Genomic DNA, 19,269 nt, shown 5'->3' with positions numbered 1-19,269 from the left:
GATCAAATGCGGGCGAGGTCGCCGTAAATCCGTTCGATGCGCACCCAGGCGTCGGTGGCCTGGGCGAGTGCGGCGAGGTATTGGGTGCGGGCGGCGATCAAGGTGCGCTGGGCGTCGAGTACGTCGAGGAAGTTGAACTTGCCCATCTCGAAGCCACGGGTGGCACTGTCCACCGCACTTTGGGCGGCAGGCAGGATCACTTGGTTGAAGGCGCTTACTTCACTGTTGGCCGTTGCCCACAGGTCCAGGGCCTGGCGGGTTTCGGTGCGCAGGCGCAGTTCAGTGGCGTTGCGCAGGTCCCGGGCCTGATCGGCGCGGCGGCTGGCGGCCAGGACATTGCCCTGGTTGCGGTTGAACAGCGGGATCGGCATCGACACACCGACCAGGTTCACCCGTTCGCGGACACTGGCGTCGTACTGGCTGCCGATGGACACGTCGAGGTCGGGAATGCGCTGGGCTTTTTCCAGGCCCAGGCCGGCTTCCCGTTGCCGGATTTGCAGTTCAGCCAGACGCAGTTCGGCAGTATTTCCCAGGCGCGCCAGCAATTGGTTGGTGGACGGCAACGCCGGAATGCTGGCGGCACCGGCCTCGACGCGCTGGAAATTGATATTGGCGTTACCGGTGATCGCCGCCAGCCGGCGGTAGGCCTCGGTCACGCCGATCTCGGCGCGGCTGCGCTCCAGGCGGATTTCCGAAACCTGCACCTGGGCGCGGGTGGCTTCGACCGGCGACGACTTACCCGCCCTGACCCGGCCATCGGCAACCACCAGGCCGCGTTCGGCCAATGCCATCGAGCGTTGGGCCAGTTCCAGGCGTTCCTGGGCCCGCAGTGCACCATAAAAGCCATCGATGACCTCGGCGCGCAGCAGGTTGCGGCGCTGCTCCAGTTCCTGGGCTGCCGCATCCTGTGCCCGTGAGGCCAGATCGATCCGCGCCCCGCGCTTGCCGCCCAGCTCCAGGGTCTGGGTCAGCTTGACGGTGGTGGTGCGGGTGCGGCGGCGGGTGTCTTCGGCATCCCAGGACGCCACCGGGTTGGGAATCAGCCCGGCCTGCTGCCGACCGCCCTGGGCGATGTCGATTTCCCATTGCGCCGCGGCCAGGTCCGGGTTGCCGGCAAACGCACTTTGCAGGGCTGATTCGAGGGTCAGGGTCTGGGCGCTCGCCATTTGGGCTATCGCCAATACCCCCACAACGGAGCACACAATTGTTCTTAAAAACGTTGGCATAACAAGCGTTCCACACCCATGAGTTGGCGGATAGATCCAAGCAGGGGCAATGTAACTTTCGCGACTTATCAGAGGGGTGGCCAGAACATTACAAATCCGTTAGCAAAGGCTCTGGTCCGGGGTTTTGCTTTAACCTTCGCGGCGACATGCAGATAATTTCCCTGGCACCGAGGCACGCTCGACATGCGAATCCTGGTTATCGAAGATGAACTGAAAACGGCCGATTACTTGCAGCAGGGCCTGAGCGAAAGCGGCTATGTGGTCGATTGCGCGGCCAGCGGCGCCGACGGTGTACACCTGGCGCGGCAACACGCCTACGACCTGGTGCTGCTGGATGTGAACCTGCCGATCATGGACGGTTGGGATGTGCTGCAAAGGATCCGCCAGACCAGTAACACCCGCATCATGATGCTGACCGCCCAGGGGCGCCTGGCCGATAAAATCAAAGGCCTGGAGCTGGGCGCCGACGACTACCTGGTCAAGCCTTTCGAGTTTCCCGAACTGCTGGCCAGGGTCCGCACCCTGATGCGGCGCAGCGTCGAGACCGCCGTGCCGGATGTGTTGCGGGTGGCCGACCTGGAACTGGACCAGGGCCGCCACCGGGCCTTTCGCGGCAACCAGCGGATTGACCTGACCACCAAGGAGTTCGCCCTGCTGCACCTGCTGATGCGCCAGAGCGGTGTGGTGCTGTCGCGCACACAAATCATCTCGTTTGTGTGGGACATGAACTTCGATTGCGACACCAATGTGGTCGAGGTCTCGATCCGCCGCCTGCGCGCGAAGATCGACGACCCGTTCGAGCGCAAGTTGATCCACACCTTGCGCGGGGTGGGCTACGTGTTGGAAGACCGCGAATAGCGGTCAGTGCGCAATCGGCTCCTGATGAAAACCCTCGCCCTCGATCTGGATAGTGACGTGGGAAATATCGAATTGTTCATGCAGTAATTCGGTCACCTGGGCGAGGATCTGTTGTTCGGTACCCAGCGCCAGGTCCACCACCAGATGGCTGCTCAGCACATTCTTGCCGCTGGTCAGGGCCCAGATATGCAGGTCATGCACCTCCTTGACCCCAGGCACCGCGCAAATGCCCTGCTCTATCGCGTCGATATCGAGGCCATCCGGCACGCCTTGCAGCAGCACGTTCATGCTGGCCTTGAGCAGTGTCCAGGTTCTTGGCACCACCCAAAACCCAATCGCCGCCGCCACCACCGAGTCGACCCAGCCCCAGCCGGTGAACATGATCACCACTGCGGCAATGATCACGCCGACGGAACCGAGCATGTCGCTCCAGACCTCCAGGTAGGCGCCCTTGACGTTCAGGCTCTCGCCACTGGCCGCGCTGAGCAGGCGCATGGAAATCAGGTTGACGATCAGGCCCAGTACGGCAATCACCAGCATGCCGGTGGACTGGATTTCGGCCGGTGCCCGCAAACGCTGGTAAGCCTCATAGAGGATGTAGAACGCCACCACGAACAGCAGCAACGCATTGAACGCGGCCGCGAGGATTTCAAAACGGGCGTAGCCAAATGTGCGTTTACGGTCGGCGGCGCGCTTGGCGACCTGGATCGCCACCAGGGAAATGGCCAGCGCCAGGGTATCGGTCATCATATGGGCGGCGTCGGACAGCAATGCCAGGCTGCCGGTGACAAAGGCGCCGATCACTTCGGCAATCATGAAACTGCCGGTCAGCCCCAAGGCTAACCATAATTTACGCTCGTGGCCGGCGCGTACGGTGGCGTGGCTGTGTCCTGCGCTCATAGAGTGTCCTCGTGGGGGAATGTGCGCTGATCATAGAGCGATAAAGGGAAACTTTTGGTATGAATTACATAATTGTCATGTGACTGCCATTAAGCCGTATGGCAGAAGGCGACCACATCCCCTGTAGGAGAATGCGGCGGCGTCAAAAAACAGGGCGCCGACCAAACCGCAACGCACTGGCCACACCCACCGCCCCCATCACCCCGCAATACATCACGCAGATCCATGGGCTGGTGGGCATCAGCGCGATCAGCATCAACGGCGTAGTACTGGCCCACAGCGCGTAGGCAATATTGTAGGTAAAAGAAATCCCCGACACGCGCACCGGCGCCGGGAACAGGCTGACCATCACCGACGGCACCGCGCCCACCACCCCGCAACTCAACCCCGCCACAGCATAGGCCGCGCCCAGCCACACGCCACCCGCGATCAGGCTGGCGTAGAGCACGGCGATGCCGACGGGTAACAGCAGGCTGTAGACCAGCACCGCGCGCCAGGCGCCGATGCGGTCCACCAACAGGCCGGCGAGTACGCAACCGATATTCAGGAACACGATGCCCAATGCGCTCAGGGCAAAGGTGTGGCTGGGGCTCATGCCAAAGGTTTTCTGCATCATGGTCGGCGTGATCACCACCAGCACCACCACTGCCGAGGTGAGCACACAGGTCAGCAACATGGCCGGCAGCAACGCTTGGCGGTGGTCGCGCAACACCGTGCGCAGCGGCAGTTCGGCATCAGTCTGGCGGCGCGCCTGCATGGCCAGGAACACCGGGGTTTCGCTCAGCCAACGGCGCAGCCACACGCCAATCACGCCAAATACACCGCCCAACAGAAACGGGAAGCGCCAGGCGTAATCAAGGATTTGTTCAGCGGTGAACAGCTGCGCCAGCAAGGTCGCGGTCAAGGCCCCCAGCAGGTAACCGAAGGTCAGCCCGGCCTGCAGGAACCCCAGGGCATAACCGCGATGGTTGGCCGGCGCGTGCTCGGCGACAAAGACCCAGGCGCTGGGCACTTCACCACCCACCGCGGCGCCCTGCAGAATGCGCAGCGCCAGCAGGATCAGGGGTGCGAAATAGCCGATTTGCGCGTAGGTCGGCATGATCCCGATCAGCAGGCAGGGCAAGGCCATCATCAGGATACTCAGGCTGAACACGCGCTTGCGCCCCAGGTGATCGGCAAAGTGCGCCATCAGGATCCCGCCCAGTGGCCGCGCCAGGTAGCCGGTGACGAAAATCCCGAAACTTTGCAGCAGGCGCAGCCATTCGGGCATTTGCGGGGGGAAGAACAGCTGGCTCAGGGTCAGGGCAAAAAATACAAAGATGATGAAATCGTAGATTTCCAGGGCACCGCCCAGGGCGGCCAGGCCCAGGGTCTTGTAGTCGGAGCGGGAAAAACGCTGCGCCTGTGGATAAGCGGTGGCAGTCATGGAGAAGCTCGGCAGACAGACAAAATGGCGTGCAGGTTATGAGCTGGGCCGGATCCTGGCAATGCCGTGGATATATTCGTTTTACTCATTGATCCATGAAAATAACAACCTTCCCAAATAAATAACCTTGGGCCAAGATGCGGCGATACCTTGCACAGCCCCTGGCGCTTACATAATAACGACAAGAGGTACTCCCACGTGGCCGATCCTATCGAAGACAGCCGCTATGCCCGCTTTGCCCTGCGTTGCTCGAACTTTGCCGAGCGCTGGTTTCCCGACTCCTGGGTGTTTGCCGCCCTGGCCGTGATCATTGTCAGCGTGGCGACCCTGAGTATGGGCGCCGCCCCCACCGATGCGGCCAAGGCCTTTGGCGATGGCTTCTGGAGCCTGATCCCGTTCACCATGCAGATGGCCTTCGTGGTGATTGGCGGCTATGTGGTGGCCAGTTCGCCGCCCGCCGTGAAGTTGATTGATCGCCTGGCGCGCATCCCAAAAAACGGCCGCTCCGCCGTGGCGTGGGTGGCGCTGATCTCGATGGTCGCGTCGCTGCTCAACTGGGGCCTGTCCCTGGTGTTCGGCGGGTTGCTGGTGCGGGCGCTGGCACGGCGCACGGATTTGCGCATGGATTATCGCGCCGCCGGCGCGGCGGCCTATCTGGGCCTGGGCGCCGTGTGGGCGCTGGGGTTGTCGTCATCGGCCGCGCAATTGCAGGCCAACCCGGCCAGCTTGCCGCCGTCGATCCTGGCGATCACCGGGACCATTCCCTTCACCGACACGATCTTTCTGTGGCAATCAGGCGTGCTGTTGCTGGCGTTGATCGTGGTGTCGCTGCTCATCGCCTACGTCACCGCGCCAGGCCCCAACTCGGCCCGTGACGCCAAGGCCTGTGGCGTAGACCCGGCGTTCAACCTGCCCAAGCTGCAACCGCCCAGCCGTCCGGGGGAATGGCTGGAGCACAGCCCGTTGCTGACCCTCTTGCTCGCGCTGCTGGCCGCCGGTTGGCTGTTCCACGAGTTTTCGACCAAGCCGGCGATCAGTGCGATCTCGGGGCTCAACACCTATAACTTTTTGTTCCTGATGGTCGGCGCCCTGCTGCACTGGCGCCCGCGCAGTTTCCTCGACGCCGTGGCGCGCGCGGTGCCCACCACCACCGGGGTGTTGATCCAGTTCCCGCTGTACGGCTCCATCGCAGCGCTGATCACCGTGGTCAAGGGCGGCGACGGCCAGACCCTGGCCCACCATATCTCGACCTTCTTCACCTCCATCGCCTCCCACGATACCTACGCACTGCTGATGGGCGTGTACTCGGCGGTACTGGGGTTCTTTATCCCGTCGGGCGGTGGCAAGTGGATCATCGAGGCACCCTATGTGATGCAGGTGGCCAATGACCTGCAATATCACCTGGGCTGGGCCGTGCAGATCTACAACGCCGCCGAGGCCCTGCCGAACCTGATCAACCCGTTTTACATGCTGCCGTTACTCGGCGTGCTGGGGCTCAAGGCGCGGGACTTGATTGGCTTCTCGTTTGTGCAACTGCTGGTGCACACCCCGCTGGTGCTGTTTTTGCTGTGGGCATTGGGAACGACGCTGAAGTACATGCCGCCGGTGATGCCTTAAACGCAGTTGTAGGCGTTGATCGGCAAGCTGCAAGGATTGCAGCTTGCCGCTGGTGCAACCCTTTACGCTGTAGGCAGTTACCGTTCCTGAGAAAAAACCGCATTTCCCGACGCATTTTCCCGGTCAGCCGCTACTGTGTGAAGGTGGGCATTCATCCCGCGCAGACGGGCTTTAGCTGACAAGGAAACACACATGTTTAAACTGACCAGGCTGTCCTTCACCTTTGTCGCACTCACTTTGAGCGCGGTCGTACACGCCGACGTCGAGCTCGACCTGGGCACCCCGCAACGGGTCACGCAACTGTTCGCCTACCCCAACAATTGCAGTGTGATCTGCTTTCGGCCGCTGACCCTGGAGCAAACCGTCGAGCATTATCTGACCCAGAGCCTGCAGCGCGATGGCTACAGCCGCGCCCGGGTCAGTGTGAAGACCCAGCAGGATCGGGTCCGCGCCCACTTTACCGGCGTGCCCGACGGTTATGGCCAGCCCCTGGCCGCGTTGCTGGACACCGCCGACCTGGCCTACGAGGGCGCCAGCCGGCTCAACCGCGATGGCAAGTGGCAATTTAGCTGGTACCTGTTCCTGCCGCTGGGCATGGCCCTGGAAAACCGCAAGAGCATCGAGTTGATGCATTTCCCACCGGATTACTCCCTGACCCATTACCAGGACTACCTGGAGTCGGCCACCACCGACCGTTGGGCCACGCTATTGACCGCCAACGGGATACCGGCAACCCAGACCCCGGAATACCAGACCATCATCGATATTGCACCGATTGCCGCGCCCTCCTCGGCCGGCAAGGACCTGGAAGGGGTCTACGGCTACTTCAGCGAATACCAGACCCGGATTGTCCGGGAACTGAGCCGGCACCCCACGGGCTCATTGCCCATGGTCGCCTTCGGCGCGCCCGTGCGCAGTTGGATCCAGCAACAGTACGGGCAAACCCTCGGGGTACTGGGCCTGGCGCAGATCAGCCCGGCCGAAGGCCGCCATGTCGCGGTACTGGGGGCCAATCACCCCAGTTACATCTGGTACGCCGCCGACCCGGCCAGCTACAACGGCGACGAACAGAAGGCCGACGAGGCCGGCTTGAAAGTCATGGGCCAGGACTTGAGCGCCGCCTGCTGGCAGGCGGGAATGGGCCAGAAGCCCGCCAGCGACCCCAATGTGTTGCTCAAGGGCTGCATGAATACCTGGCAGGTAACGCGCAAGGAGCAGACCTGCGAACTGTTCTACACCTCGGTGCGCGAGCTGTCGGCCGAACAGGCCAAGGAAAAATGCACCACCGCCCCGATCAAGGCCCAGCTCAAACGCCTGAAAAGCCCCGCCCCAGAGGCCTCTGTCGCAGCGCCCGTGCTGTAGCCCGCTCACTTATCAGCATTGGCTTACGCCAAAAAACGCCGATAGCGACTGTCAGATTTGACAGTAGCTATCGGCGTTTTTTTGCGTAAATCTTGGATCCTGTCCATTTGCTGCAAGACTGGCAGTTCTCTCGACACCAGGAGGTCGATGCAGCCCGACAAGGAGCGCTATGAAAACCCAGCTCATGGAAGAGGTGCCTGCTGCTGCGAGTAACGGCCTTTATCCCTTCGCAGCACTGCTGGCCAAAAAGGGTTACCCCTCGTCCCGACACTTCGAGGTGGTGCGCACCCGCAACGGGCGCGGAACCGGGATCAAGGCCAAGGTCGCCTTCGACAGCCGGATACGCATCGCCAAGATTTCCGGGTACGCCCTGGGCGAGCGACGCCTGCACACGCTGCAGATGTCGTCGCGCATCCACTTGTACGACCCCTGGTTCAGCGGTCTGCTCCTGCATTCGTGCGACCCGAACGTGTTCCTCGACATCAGCGAGCTGGAGCTGTGGTCAATCCAGGCTATCCGCCCCGGCACACTGCTGACCATGGATTACGCCACCACCGAGGATGTGCTGTTCAGGCAGTTCCCGTGTCGCTGCGGGGCCGGGAACTGCCGGGGCTGGATCACCGGTATGAAAGAGCCGTTGAACGCCGAGGGCCAACAGTTTATGGAACAGTGGCGCCAGCGCAAACGCTGTTAAATGGCCTCTATCGGGCGCAGGCGGTATTGCGGCGGCAACTGCTCGAACCCGGTGATGGTGGCGTTGAGGCTTTTCCAGCGACCGTCCTTGATCCCGTAGATGCAACCATGGATCGACAGGCTCTGCCCGCGGTGCCAGGCGTTCTGCACAATGCTGGTGTGACCAACATTGGCCACTTGCTGGATGACATTGAGTTCACACAGGCGATCAACGCGTTCTTCTTCGGTGGGCAACTGGGCCAGCACTTCGCGGTTCTCGTAGTACAGGTCGCGGATCGAACGCAGCCAACCGTCGATCAGGCCGAACTGGCGGTCCTGCATCGAGGCACGCACGCCGCCGCAGCCATAGTGGCCGGTGACCAGGATATGCTTGACCTTGAGCACATCCACCGCGTACTGGATCACCGACAGGCAGTTGAGGTCGGTGTGCAGCACCACATTGGCCACATTGCGGTGCACAAACAGGTCGCCGGGCAACATGCCGACGATCTCGTTGGCCGGCACCCGGGCGTCCGAACAGCCGATCCACAGGTATTCCGGGGTCTGCTGGCGGGCGAGCTTGGCGAAGAATTCGGGATCTTCCTGTTTGATCGCATCCGCCCAGCGTTCGTTGTTATCAAGCAGGTCTTGTAGTTCGTTCATCAGGTCAGCCTCAGGAATCATGCGCAGGTATGACAGACGACCACCCATCGAGGTCACGCTCGGGGGTAGATAGACACACTATAACCCCGACAGCATGAGCAATTACGACGCCAAAGAGGCTAACAGCCCGCTCCCACACAAGCCCTTTCTACAGGGAATACCGTTTCAGTCGACCAGGGTGCAGGCCATGACCACTGCATCTTCGCGACCTCCGACAGCAGGGTAGTAATCGCGGCGACGGCCGATTTCATTGAAGCCGTAGCGCTCATACAGGCGAAATGCCCCGGTATTGCTGTCGCGCACTTCCAGGAAACATTCCCGCGCATTGGCGGCATAGGCCCGGGACATCAGATGCTCCAGCAGGGCCAGGCCCAGGCCACGCCCCTGGTTTTCCGGTTTGACGGTGATATTCAGCAAATGCGCTTCATCGAGGATGATCTGCACCACCCCGTGGCCCACCTGCTGCTCGCCCTCGAACATCAACCAGATCTGGTACTTGCCCAGCCCGTCGAGAAAGATGCCACGGGTCCAGGGGTGGCTGAACGCCGCGTATTCGATTTTCAGCACGGCGTCGAGGTCAGCCTCGGTCATCGGGCGGAAGGATAAAGCCTCACTCATCGGTTGTTTTCCAGCGCGCCATCAGCCGGCGCATGGCTTGCCAGACATCAGCCTTACGCTGTGGCTCTTCCATTAATAATTCCAGGCCCGGCAAGGCCCAGACCGAGCCCAGGCCTTCGACCTGCAGTTCGCGGTACCAGGCCTGGGCGTCGGCTTCGCCGGCAAACCGCACGGCCGGCAGGCCGATCAGCCACAGGCACACGCAGGGCTCGTCTTCCAGGCGGGCCGCGACAAAGCCCTGCACGAAGTCACGCGCGGCGTCCGGGCCCTGGTCCATATTGCCGCGCACCAGCAGCGGCCAGCGCACAGGCTCGCCGACGATCTGCGGGCTGTCGGGCAGGCCGGCGGCGCGCAGCATGTCCTTGAGCAGCAGGTAGGCCGGGTCACGCGCCTGGAAACGCTCGCCGGTGGGCAACTCCACCAGCAACAGGCAACGCCCGGCCCGCAGCAACTGCAGGGCAAAACGCGGTGGCGGCACGACCGGGGCCTTGGCCACCGGGGCCGGGGCATCGTCGGCCACGGCAACGGGCTTGGGCGTGCTCGACGGGCGTGGCACTTCGATCTTGACCCGCTCCGACGGCCGCACAGGCACCTCGGCCACGGGCTTGACCAGCGCCACCGGCGCCGCCGCTTCCTCGCCCGAGGCGTCGAACGGCTCGAACGGCTCCAGCGCTTGCAGCAGTTCGGGCCGCGACGGGGCGGCAAAGGGCAATTCGGTGCGCGGCAGCCAGTTGACCACCTGCATGGCGGTCAAGTAAGCGCGACGTCGGGACTCGATAAGCAAGGCTCGGCCACTTGTGGATAACTAAAGAGCGCAGATTCTACCGCCCTTCGACGATGATCGCCCACCGTTGATGATTTTCTCTGCATTGCTGACCGCCCATCGCGAACGCGCCCTGACCGGCTGTGGATAAATCCCGCGCCTGATGCAGTACAATCGCTGCTTTTAATTCGCCAACCAGCCGGCCATTCCGATGATCGAACCCAAGCGCGTCTTGCGCGCCCTCGCCGAACACTGGGCCCTGCTTGAGCCACTGTGCGAACACTTCGACCAAGGCACCCTGAGCCTTGGCGAGTTGCGCGCGCAACTGGCCGCCCAACAACTGGACAGCACACCACAGGACATCACCAGCCTGCTGGACGTGTGGATTCGCCTGGATATCCTGGTGCCTGTGGCCAAGAGCCCGAACCGTTTCGAGCTCAATGCGCAGATCCATGACTTCCTGGCCTATCTTCGCAAGGAGCACCGGCTAGGCCTGTGCCTGGAAATCGAAGCCTACCTGCGCCACCTCGAGCGCCTGGCCGGTTATATCCAGGACGCCTTCGACATCCGCGACGGCCATGACCTGGCCCGTCAACTGCGGCTGTTGGACATGCGCGTGCGCGACGTGCTGAAAAAACTCGCCAATGATGAACAAGCCCTCGCCGCCGTGGCCGACCGCGCCAAGACCAGCGACCGGCAGATCCCGTTGCGCCAGCGTTATGCCGAGGTCCTGGCGACCTGGGACGAGTATGTCGAGCCGATGATCCAACTGGTGAACGCCGACGGCGCCTTCGAGCAAGGCGTGCGCAAGGTAGAGAACGTGCTGTTGCGCATGCTCACCGAGCAGCAGCGCCTGGGCCACCTGGTGGACGACGATATGTTGCTGCGCACCCACGCGCGCATCCTCGAAATGCAGACCAGCGCCCAACTGACCTTGCGCCATGCCCGGGAATTGCTGCTGCCGCTGCGCGAAGAAGCGCGCCGGCACAATGCCGTGACCCGTGGCGCGGCGCTGGCCCTGTCGGCGATCCGCCGCAAGGGCCTGGACGCGGTGCCGCAAGCGGCGATGCCGATGTTCACCCGGCCACAAAGTACCTTCCTGGGCAGTGCCAGCCAGGTGGAAGCCTATGTGTATGCCCTGGCCAACTTCGAGCCCAAGCCGGCGCGGTTCCCCAAGGCCCACAAATCCCACAAGGGCCAAGCCCAGCGTGCGCCGCGCACGGTCAAGGAGATGCTGGAGCGCTGCGCAGACGCACTGCCGATGCCCGACCTGATGACCTGGCTGCTGGAACAGGAACCGGACGGGGCCACCGACGAGTTGCTGTACTGGTTCTCGCGCCTGTCACGGGAGAAGCGTTTCAAGCGCGAGCGCCTGGAACGCCGGGATTACCACACTCACGAGCACCAGGTCAGCCTGCGCTCATTCGCCCTGCTCCCGGCCAGCACCGACGTAGCCGAGAATTCTGCGAGCACCCCTTATGCATCTTGATCTATCCGAACTGTCCCAGCTGGCGCCGATCTTTCGCGAGCTGTTCAAGGGCTACCACGTCAGCCGCCGCGACCCGGAGCTGTACGCGCAATTGTCGAACTTCCAGGACCAGTACCGCACGCTGTTCAAGGCCCTGGGCTTTGAGCTGGTGTGCGATACCCGGGGGTTCTACTACTTCGTGCCGGACACCGCCGTGGCCGCCGCGCAGGTCAACAAGACCGCGCAGCGCCTGGCACTGTTCACCTTCATCATCGTCGAGCACCTGGCCGACCAGGGCCGCGACCCGATTGCCGTGCTCGACGGTGGCAGCCTGGGCCGCGATGAGCTGCCCTCCCTGCTGGAGAAGTACCGTGACCTGTTTATCCAGGCCGAAGTGCAGACCGTCGAGGAGCTGGAAGAGAAAATCATGCGCCGCATGACCCAGCTTGGCTTTGCCGGTGAAGACAACGGTATTTACCGCTTCCTGCCGCCGATGCACCGTTTCCTCGACGTGTGCCTGTCGGTCCAGGCCGACCGCGACCTGGCGGCCAGCGTGCACAGTGTGCTGCCGTTGCCGGCGCCGGTGATCATCGACGAAGACAGCGATGAAAAACTGCTGCAGACCGATGACCCGCTGGACCTTAGTGACTTTGCCGACGAAAGCGAAGAAGACGCTCTGGCCCGTGCCATTGCCGAAGAACAGGAGACCGATGCATGAGCAAGGAACGCTACGGCATTCGCCGCTTCGCCCTTTTGAACACTGCGGGCTACAGCCTGGGCCTGTTCCCGCTGGAAGAACCGCTGTCGGTGTATGGCGCGAACAACCTCGGTAAGTCGGCTTCGATCAACGCCTTGCAGTTCCCGATCCTGGCGCGCATGTCAGACATGAGTTTCGGCAAGTACACCCTGGAACAGTCGCGGCGTTTCTACTTTGCCACCGACACCAGCTACATCCTCGTCGAAGTCTCGCTGCCCCACGGCCCCCATGTGATTGGCGTGGTCGGCCGCGGCCCGGGCGGTGGTTTCGGCCACCAGTTCTTTGCCTACGCCGGCAAGCTGGACCTGGCCCACTACCAGAAAAACGACACCTGCCTGCGCCAGAAAGAGCTGTTCACCAACCTTGAGCGCGAGGGCCTCAAAGCCTATGAACTCAAGCCCGATGAGCTGAGACGCTTGCTGGTGGGTGGCCATACCTCGATCCCGCTGGACCTGACCCTGATTCCGCTGCGCTCCACCAGCGAGCAGAGCCTGAAGACCTTCCGCGCCCTGTTTATCAACCTGCTGCACATGCGCGAGATCACTGCGGCCAAGCTCAAGCAGCTGTTCCTCGATGCGTTCGAGCACAGCCTGCGTTCCGGCAGTGTGGATTACATTGCAGCGTGCGAAGAAGCGTTCCGCGATGTGCGACGCATGGAGCAGGACTACAACTCCCTGGTAGCCGCCGGCCCCCTGGTGGAAGCGCTGTCCAATGGTGTGAAACAGCGGGAAATCCTGCGCGGCAAGCTGCATCGCCTGTCGCCCTTGCTCGATTCGCTGCTGGGCACCTGGTCGGACTACGCCAGTGCGCGCAAGGAAGAGCTGACCATCCAGGCCGAACACTACCGCAACGAGCAGGATGCGCTGCAGAACGATCAGCGCGGCGGCACCCAGGAGCTGATGCGCCTGGAGCGGGAAATCAGCGGCATCCAGCGCTGGCTGGGCGAGCTGTCGGTGCTCAAGCATCGCTTTGCCCTGGTCGATGACGTCAAGGTTCTGGAGCAGCAACTGCTGGCGGCCAAGGATGCCCACGATGAACTGGCCGGCGCCCTGGCGCAGTCGCGGCAGTTCAGCGCCGAGGACCTGGATGAGCGCTTGCGCGACCTGGAAAAACGCCTGAAGTCGGTCAAGCAGCAACTCGATCACGCCGACAACAACAGTTACGCCAAACTGCGGGAAGAATTCTCACAGCAGGACGTCGAGCGTCTGATGCGTCTGTTCAACAGTTCGCTGTTCAGCCTGCCGCTGGGCGAGCACGGCATCACCCTGGATGAAGACGGCCAGTGGGTCAAATCCCTGGAGCTGATCCTCGATGGTTTCACCGGCGAGCGCTTTGAAGTGCCGGGGCTGTCCATCGACATCTCGCACATCGAGCCGCCGGCCTTGCAGGCCCTGGCGGACCGCGCGGCATTGCGTGACCAGAAGGAGCGCCTGGAAAAAGAACTCAAGCAACTCAAGACCCAGCAGGCCGTGGCCTCGGACCGCGCGGCGAGCAAGACCCAGACCGAAGCGCTGTACCAGCAGGTGCTGGACGCACAGAAAGCCCTGGAAGATTACCGCCGCGCCCAGACCCTGAGTGCCGAGGAAGGCGAGAAGCTGGAAAACCTGGCGCAGATGGAAGCGGCCCAGGACGAGTTGAAGCGCTCCAGCGATGCGTTTACCGAACGCGTGCAGCAACTGTCGGCCAAGCTGCAGCTGGTCGGCCGGCAGATCGGCGATATGGAAGCCAAGCAGCGCACCCTGGATGACGCCCTGCGCCGTCGCCAGCTGTTGCCGGCCGACTTGCCGTTCGGTACGCCGTTCATGGACCCGGTCGACGATTCCATGGACAACCTGCTGCCGCTGCTCAATGACTATCAGGACAGCTGGCAGGGCTTGCAGCGCGCTGATGGGCAGATCGACGCGCTGTACGCCCAGGTGCGCCTCAAGGGCGTGGCCAAGTTCGACAGTGAAGACGATATGGAGCGCCGCCTGCACCTATTGATCAACGCGTATGCGCACCGCACCGACGAAGCCCTGACCCTGGGCAAGGCGCGCCGTGCGGCGGTGACGGATATCGCGCGGACCCTGCGCAATATCCGCAGCGACTACGACAGCCTTGAGCACCAGTTGGCCCTGTTCAACCGCGAGATCAACAAGCGCCAGGTATCCAACCTGCAGAGCTTTCGTATCGTGTTGGCGCCGAACAAGGAAGCGCTCAAGCATATCGACCAGATCATTCACAGTGCCGGCCAGTATGAGGAAGGCGAAACCCTCTCGGTGTTCGACCTCAGCCAGAGCGCCGAGCAGGACAACAAGAACGAAGAGGCCAAGGAGTACCTGGCGCGCCTGGTCGCCGCCAACCATAACCAGTTGGGGCTCAAGGACCTGTTTGAACTGGCGTTCGAGATCACCAAGGTCAATGGCCAGCCAATCATTCACACCGACATCGATGGCGCCGCGTCCAACGGCACCACCATGACGATCAAGGCGCTGACCAACATGTACTTGTTGCTGCACTTGATGGACCGCGACCAGGCCGGTCGCGTGCGCCTGCCGTACTACCTCGACGAGGCGGCGGACATCGATGAGAAGAACCAGGCCGCCTTGCTGGAAACCAGCCTGCAACTGGGCTTTGTGCCGATCCTGGCCAGTGTGAAGCCGCAGGTCTCGGCCCAGGTGGCGATCGACCTGGAAGGCGGCAGCGGGCCGAACGGGATCTACATCGATGAGGCGGACTGGAAGTACATTCGCCGGCATGATGCGGTGAAGGCGACGGTCAATGTGCAGGCGGATGAACCGGAGTTGGATGAGGTCTGACCTGCGCTGTTGAAATACAAAAAGGCCGCGATCCTATGGATCGCGGCCTTTTTTGTGGGCTGGGGTTATGCCGTGTTGGTCGGGGCCTATTTACCCAGTGGGATCTTAGGCGCCCAGATCAGCCATTCGTCTTCAAACTTGTCGAACAACGGGAAGGTCTGCTCGGGCAGTGCCGGGTTGCCCATGCGCTCGCCCTCCGGCGTCGCAAAGGCGATGCCGCCCTGGACCAGGGTCTCCAGGGACTCGGTGCGCACTGTCGCGCCCTTGAACAGGCCAAAGTCCAGGCCAAAGCCGCTGCTGTTCCAGAAGCGGCTGCCACCACGAACCAGCGGCGCGTACTTGGGCTCGATCAGCACATGGATCAGCACGCGGTCGGCCGTCTTGCCCAACTCGTAACCGGTGACTTTGCCGACCGTGACTTCACGGTAGGTGACCGGCACGCCGACTTTCAACGAACCGCGGCGGGCGGCGCTGAGTACCAGGCTCAAGCCGGCCTCCTGCACATTCGCCTCGGGCGGTTGGGCCAGGGCCACGAAGTTCTTTTGCGCACCGGTGCTTTTCACCGCCGGCAGGACTTCGATGTACTGGCCGGTGACCAGGGTTTCCAGGTTGGCGGTTTTCATCAAGCCCAGCTCTGGCTTGACCACCCAGAACTGGCTGCCGGTCCGGGCGATCCGCTCAGGGACTTCGGTGATGCGCGCACTGAGCATCACCGATTGCATGTCGGCGCTCAGGTCGACACTTTCGATCTTGCCCACCTCCAGGCCCTTGAAACGAATCGGCGTGCCGGTACTCAGGCCGTCGGCACGATCGACCTTGATGGTCACCACGGTGCCGCGCTGGGTGGAGGCTTCGTGATCGGCAAACAGGCGGAAACGCGGGATGCGGTTGCGCAGCGGCACGTTTGGCTCTGGGGTTTCAAAGGCGATCCCCCCGGCCATCAGGCTTTGCAGGGATTCGCTTTTGACCTGGATACCGCCGGTGAGCCCACCGGTCAGGGTAATGCCACTGGCATTCCAGAAACGCGTCGAACCGTTGACCAGACCTTCGTACTCCTTCTCGATATGCACGCCAATCACCAGTTGTTTGCGCTTGCGCGAGAACTGGTAGCTCTGCACCGAGCCGACCTTGACCTGTTTGTAGAGGATCGGGCTGCCAACTTCCAGGGAACCGAGGTTTTCTGTGAGCAGGACCAGGTGCAGGCCCGGGGAGCGCAGGTCCAGCGGTGGCGCCTTGGGCCGGGCGACAAACTCACGCTGGGGGCTGGTGCCTTTGTCGCCGGGGCGGATGGCAATGTAGTTGCCCTTGACCAGGGCTTCCAGGCCGGTGATGCCGGCCAGGGAAATGGACGGCTTGACCACCCAGAACTGCGTGCCTTCCACCAGGTAATCTTCGGCCAATGGGTCGAGGGTCAAGTCGGCGCTGGCGCTGGACAGATCAGAGTCCACCTTGAGGGCCTTGAGGCTGCCGACCTGGATGCCTTTGTACATCACGGGCGTACGACCGGCCTGCAGGCCCTCGAAGTCACTGAGCTTGACCTTGATGCGGATACCCGCGGCGGCGGCATCGAAGTCTTCGTATAGGCGAAACGGCAGGCTTGGGTCGGTGGGCGGGCTGTCCTTGCGATTCTCCGGCGTGGCGAAGGCGATACCACCGGAGACGATGCTGGCCAGGGATTCGCTGCGCACTTTGACCCCGGACAGGTTGGCATCGATGCTGATGCCACTGGCATTCCAAAAACGCGTATGTTTGCGCACCAGGTTGGCGTAGGTCGGCTCGATGTAGACTTTTATTTCGACCGTGTTCTGATCGGCGGACAGCAGGTAGCTTTTGACCTGGCCAACCTGGATCTGCTTGTAGAACACCGGGCTGCCACGGTCGAGCGAGCCGAGGCGCTCGGCCTTGACGGTCAGGTGCAGGCCGGGCTTGATATCGGATAATGGCGGTTCTTCGGAGAGTGCCTTGAATTTGCGCGTGGGCTCGCCGTCGCCGGGGCTGGCTGCGATGTAGTTGCCCGAGACCAGGGTTTCCAGGCCGGTAATCCCGGCCAGGCTGACGCTTGGCTTGACCAGCCAGAAGCGTGTATTGGCCTTGAGGTACTGCTCGACATCCTTGTTCATCTCGATGGTGGCAATCACCCCGCGATTACTGCCCTCGTCATCCAGGGCCAGAGTCTTGACCTTGCCCACCGGCATGCCTTTGTAGACCACTTCAGTCTTGTTGACCTGGATGCCTTCCCCACTTTCAAAGCGAACCTGGATCTCGATGCCCGTCTGGGTGTAGGCGCGCCATCCGAGCCAGCCGCCGATCACCAGGGCGATCAACGGCAGTACCCAAATGGCCGACCAGTTTGAAGCAGGGCGGGTTTTAGCCTTTGGCAAATCAGTCATGGTCGTCGTCCGACTCCGTGTTATCCCAAATCAGTCGGGGATCGAAAGTTACTGCAGCAAGCATCGTCAAGATCACCACACTGGCGAACGCCACGGCACCGAGATTGGCCTCGATACTGGCAAGTCGCCCAAAGTTTACGACCGCCACTAGAATGGCGATCACGAAGATATCCAGCATGGACCAGCGACCGATGAACTCGATAAAGCGGTACATGATAATGCGTTGTCGGGCAGAAAGCGGCTGGTGACGTTGCACCGAGAATAGCAACAGGGCGATGCCCACCAGCTTGAAGGTCGGCACCAGGATACTGGCGACAAATACCACGGCGGCAATCGGGAACATGCCGTGCTGCACCAGTTCAATCACGCCGGCCATGATGGTGCTGGGAGCGCCCTGCCCCAGGGAGTTGACCGTCATGATAGGCAACAGGTTAGCTGGGATATACAAAATCGCCGCAGTGATCAACAAAGCCCAGGTGCGCATCAGGCTGTTCGGACGGCGGGCGTGGACCAGTGCACCGCAACGGGTGCAGGTTTGCTCGTCGGTGTCCGGAGCCTGCCTGTTCAATTCGTGGCATTCGGTACAAATCAGAATGCCAGCATCAATCGCCCGCATGTTCGTCCTCCCCGGACAAGGCTTGCCAGATCTGATGGGGTGACATGACCACCTCCAGCAGCACCTGGACCATTAGCAGGCTGACAAAACAGGCCAGTCCCAGGCCTACGCTGAGGGCGGCCATGTCGGCCAACTTGACGATCGCCACCAGCACGCCCATCAGGTAGACCTCAAGCATCCCCCAATCGCGCAGATGGTGATAAATGCGGTATAGCAACAGGCCGTAGCTGCGGCCTATGTTCCAGCGAATACTGAGCAGCACCGCCAGCTGGCACAACAGCTTGAGCAACGGGATGCCCATGCTGCACAGGAACACCACCGCTGCGACACCTTGCATGCCGGTATTGAACAGGGCGACTACACCGCTCCAGACCGTGTCTTCAGAAGACTGCCCGAGTAGATTGAGCTGCATGATGGGTAGAAAGTTCGCCGGGACGTACAACAATAACGCGGCGATCACCAAGGCCAGGCTGCGTTCGACGACATTGTAGCGGTGGGCGTACATCTCATAACCACAGCGTGGGCACAGGGCCTTTTCACCGTGGGCAAGCTCTGGCCTGCGCATCAGCAAGTCGCACTCATGGCAGGCAACCAGGTCCTCCAGCGGTAGGTCGGACACCTGGGTGGTATCAACCGGGTCGGACATATAGGGCTCTAAGTCTAAAAGGATCAGGTGTCTATTCTAGTGTTCTGGTTCAGAAATAACTGTGCAAATTTGTCGGCATCAACCGATGGCGATCTGCCAAAACCTTTTCAACCGCCCAAAACAAAACCCCAACTGCTTTCGCAATTGGGGTTTCGGAATTTAATCTTGACGATGACCTACTCTCACATGGGGAAACCCCACACTACCATCGGCGATGCATCGTTTCACTGCTGAGTTCGGGATGGGATCAGGTGGTTCCAATGCTCTATGGTCGTCAAGAAATTCGGGTACTGAGTCGCGGCAAATGCCTCGCTTCAGCAAATTGGGTATGTGACAGCTTTCGGTGTTTTGTGAGTATCGAACTTTCGGTTCATTGTCTTCACACACCGCAATCTGATGCTCTTTCGAGAAGCAAATTGCTTGGGTGTTATATGGTCAAGCCTCACGGGCAATTAGTATTGGTTAGCTCAACGCCTCACAGCGCTTACA

The 19,269-nt window shown here is 61.7% G+C and carries 16 protein-coding genes and 1 rRNA gene; 7 read left to right on the top strand and 10 right to left on the bottom strand.

Annotated features, from left to right (window positions below):
• Positions 1-2: 2 nt before the first annotated feature.
• Entirely contained in the window at positions 3-1,226 is a 1,224-nt protein-coding gene (locus AC07W7_RS16170; protein WP_495039692.1) for a TolC family protein, read from the bottom strand.
• 183 nt (positions 1,227-1,409) lie between these two features.
• On the opposite strand from AC07W7_RS16170, the gene AC07W7_RS16165 reads away from it, so the two are divergent.
• Positions 1,410-2,084 carry a heavy metal response regulator transcription factor gene (locus tag AC07W7_RS16165; protein WP_495039691.1) on the top strand — a complete coding sequence of 225 codons (675 nt, stop codon included), beginning with the start codon at positions 1,410-1,412 and terminating at the stop codon, positions 2,082-2,084.
• A gap of 3 nt (positions 2,085-2,087) precedes the next feature.
• Here the strand turns inward: AC07W7_RS16165 and AC07W7_RS16160 are convergent, their stop codons facing one another.
• Positions 2,088-2,984, bottom strand: a complete 897-nt coding sequence (locus tag AC07W7_RS16160; protein WP_076964069.1) for a cation diffusion facilitator family transporter — start codon at positions 2,982-2,984, stop codon at positions 2,088-2,090.
• Positions 2,985-3,126: 142 nt separating this feature from the next.
• Positions 3,127-4,410 carry an MFS transporter gene (locus tag AC07W7_RS16155; protein ID WP_495039690.1) on the bottom strand — a complete coding sequence of 428 codons (1,284 nt, stop codon included), beginning with the start codon at positions 4,408-4,410 and terminating at the stop codon, positions 3,127-3,129.
• A gap of 198 nt (positions 4,411-4,608) precedes the next feature.
• On the opposite strand from AC07W7_RS16155, the gene AC07W7_RS16150 reads away from it, so the two are divergent.
• The 3 genes from AC07W7_RS16150 to AC07W7_RS16140 all read left to right on the top strand — a co-directional run bounded on the left by AC07W7_RS16150 (position 4,609) and on the right by AC07W7_RS16140 (position 8,083).
• The gene (locus AC07W7_RS16150; RefSeq protein WP_495039689.1) at positions 4,609-6,027 is read left to right on the top strand and encodes a short-chain fatty acid transporter; all 1,419 of its coding nucleotides are present in this window, start codon (positions 4,609-4,611) and stop codon (positions 6,025-6,027) included.
• 192 nt (positions 6,028-6,219) lie between these two features.
• Positions 6,220-7,389, top strand: coding sequence for a hypothetical protein (locus AC07W7_RS16145; RefSeq protein WP_495039688.1), 1,170 nt, complete (start codon positions 6,220-6,222; stop codon positions 7,387-7,389).
• A 169-nt stretch (positions 7,390-7,558) separates the two neighbouring features.
• A complete protein-coding gene (locus AC07W7_RS16140; RefSeq protein ID WP_495039687.1) occupies positions 7,559-8,083 on the top strand; it encodes an SET domain-containing protein in 525 nt (174 codons plus the stop codon).
• On the opposite strand, the gene can is transcribed toward AC07W7_RS16140, so the two are convergent.
• The 3 genes from can to AC07W7_RS16125 form a co-directional block, all read right to left on the bottom strand.
• Entirely contained in the window at positions 8,080-8,724 is a 645-nt protein-coding gene (can, locus tag AC07W7_RS16135) for a carbonate dehydratase (protein ID WP_029295821.1), read from the bottom strand. The genes AC07W7_RS16140 and can overlap by 4 nt on opposite strands.
• A 165-nt stretch (positions 8,725-8,889) precedes the next feature.
• The gene (gene rimI, locus AC07W7_RS16130; protein ID WP_003188286.1) at positions 8,890-9,342 is read right to left on the bottom strand and encodes a ribosomal protein S18-alanine N-acetyltransferase; all 453 of its coding nucleotides are present in this window, start codon (positions 9,340-9,342) and stop codon (positions 8,890-8,892) included.
• The gene (locus tag AC07W7_RS16125) at positions 9,335-10,087 is read right to left on the bottom strand and encodes a flagellar biosynthesis protein FlhF (protein ID WP_099170700.1); all 753 of its coding nucleotides are present in this window, start codon (positions 10,085-10,087) and stop codon (positions 9,335-9,337) included. Before AC07W7_RS16125 ends, rimI begins: the two co-directional genes overlap by 8 nt.
• 229 nt (positions 10,088-10,316) lie before the next feature.
• Between AC07W7_RS16125 and mksB the strand changes: the two genes are divergently transcribed.
• The 3 genes from mksB to mksF are packed head-to-tail and all read left to right on the top strand — an operon-like array spanning position 10,317 to position 15,128.
• The gene (mksB, locus tag AC07W7_RS16120) at positions 10,317-11,594 is read left to right on the top strand and encodes an Mks condensin complex protein MksB (RefSeq protein WP_076964062.1); all 1,278 of its coding nucleotides are present in this window, start codon (positions 10,317-10,319) and stop codon (positions 11,592-11,594) included.
• Complete coding sequence (gene mksE, locus AC07W7_RS16115) at positions 11,584-12,291, top strand: Mks condensin complex protein MksE (protein WP_076964061.1); 708 nt, start codon at positions 11,584-11,586, stop codon at positions 12,289-12,291. The genes mksB and mksE overlap by 11 nt, the downstream gene beginning before the upstream one ends.
• On the top strand, positions 12,288-15,128 hold the full coding sequence (mksF, locus tag AC07W7_RS16110; RefSeq protein WP_076964060.1) for an Mks condensin complex protein MksF: 2,841 nt from the start codon (positions 12,288-12,290) through the stop codon (positions 15,126-15,128). Before mksE ends, mksF begins: the two co-directional genes overlap by 4 nt.
• 86 nt (positions 15,129-15,214) lie before the next feature.
• Here the strand turns inward: mksF and AC07W7_RS16105 are convergent, their stop codons facing one another.
• The 4 genes from AC07W7_RS16105 to rrf form a co-directional block, all read right to left on the bottom strand.
• On the bottom strand, positions 15,215-17,518 hold the full coding sequence (locus AC07W7_RS16105) for a PqiB family protein (protein ID WP_076964059.1): 2,304 nt from the start codon (positions 17,516-17,518) through the stop codon (positions 15,215-15,217).
• Positions 17,511-18,134, bottom strand: a complete 624-nt coding sequence (locus tag AC07W7_RS16100; protein WP_076964058.1) for a paraquat-inducible protein A — start codon at positions 18,132-18,134, stop codon at positions 17,511-17,513. Before AC07W7_RS16100 ends, AC07W7_RS16105 begins: the two co-directional genes overlap by 8 nt.
• Positions 18,121-18,780: a paraquat-inducible protein A gene (locus AC07W7_RS16095; protein WP_076964057.1), complete on the bottom strand. Its 660-nt coding sequence runs from the start codon at positions 18,778-18,780 to the stop codon at positions 18,121-18,123. The genes AC07W7_RS16100 and AC07W7_RS16095 overlap by 14 nt, the downstream gene beginning before the upstream one ends.
• A gap of 163 nt (positions 18,781-18,943) precedes the next feature.
• Positions 18,944-19,059: ribosomal RNA gene (gene rrf / locus AC07W7_RS16090) — 5S ribosomal RNA — on the bottom strand.
• Positions 19,060-19,269 lie beyond the last annotated feature (210 nt).

It is taken from the genome of Pseudomonas sp. GW821-FHT01D09 (genome assembly GCF_059422465.1).
The sequence above is the reverse complement of the archived record's forward strand: the minus strand, read 5'-3'. Positions and strand labels throughout refer to the sequence as shown.

What these genes read in the sequence shown, in the direction of transcription:
- mksF (WP_076964060.1), top strand. Translation starts at nt 12,288, where the DNA reads ATGAGCAAGGAACGCTACGGCATTCGCCGCTTCGCCCTTTTGAACACT.
- can (WP_029295821.1), bottom strand. Translation starts at nt 8,724, where the DNA reads ATGAACGAACTACAAGACCTGCTTGATAACAACGAACGCTGGGCGGAT.
- AC07W7_RS16125 (WP_099170700.1), bottom strand. Translation starts at nt 10,087, where the DNA reads ATGCAGGTGGTCAACTGGCTGCCGCGCACCGAATTGCCCTTTGCCGCC.
- AC07W7_RS16145 (WP_495039688.1), top strand. Translation starts at nt 6,220, where the DNA reads ATGTTTAAACTGACCAGGCTGTCCTTCACCTTTGTCGCACTCACTTTG.
- AC07W7_RS16160 (WP_076964069.1), bottom strand. Translation starts at nt 2,984, where the DNA reads ATGAGCGCAGGACACAGCCACGCCACCGTACGCGCCGGCCACGAGCGT.
- AC07W7_RS16155 (WP_495039690.1), bottom strand. Translation starts at nt 4,410, where the DNA reads ATGACTGCCACCGCTTATCCACAGGCGCAGCGTTTTTCCCGCTCCGAC.
- AC07W7_RS16100 (WP_076964058.1), bottom strand. Translation starts at nt 18,134, where the DNA reads ATGCGGGCGATTGATGCTGGCATTCTGATTTGTACCGAATGCCACGAA.
- AC07W7_RS16095 (WP_076964057.1), bottom strand. Translation starts at nt 18,780, where the DNA reads ATGTCCGACCCGGTTGATACCACCCAGGTGTCCGACCTACCGCTGGAG.
- AC07W7_RS16140 (WP_495039687.1), top strand. Translation starts at nt 7,559, where the DNA reads ATGAAAACCCAGCTCATGGAAGAGGTGCCTGCTGCTGCGAGTAACGGC.
- AC07W7_RS16165 (WP_495039691.1), top strand. Translation starts at nt 1,410, where the DNA reads ATGCGAATCCTGGTTATCGAAGATGAACTGAAAACGGCCGATTACTTG.
- mksE (WP_076964061.1), top strand. Translation starts at nt 11,584, where the DNA reads ATGCATCTTGATCTATCCGAACTGTCCCAGCTGGCGCCGATCTTTCGC.
- AC07W7_RS16105 (WP_076964059.1), bottom strand. Translation starts at nt 17,518, where the DNA reads ATGACTGATTTGCCAAAGGCTAAAACCCGCCCTGCTTCAAACTGGTCG.
- mksB (WP_076964062.1), top strand. Translation starts at nt 10,317, where the DNA reads ATGATCGAACCCAAGCGCGTCTTGCGCGCCCTCGCCGAACACTGGGCC.
- rimI (WP_003188286.1), bottom strand. Translation starts at nt 9,342, where the DNA reads ATGAGTGAGGCTTTATCCTTCCGCCCGATGACCGAGGCTGACCTCGAC.
- AC07W7_RS16170 (WP_495039692.1), bottom strand. Translation starts at nt 1,226, where the DNA reads ATGCCAACGTTTTTAAGAACAATTGTGTGCTCCGTTGTGGGGGTATTG.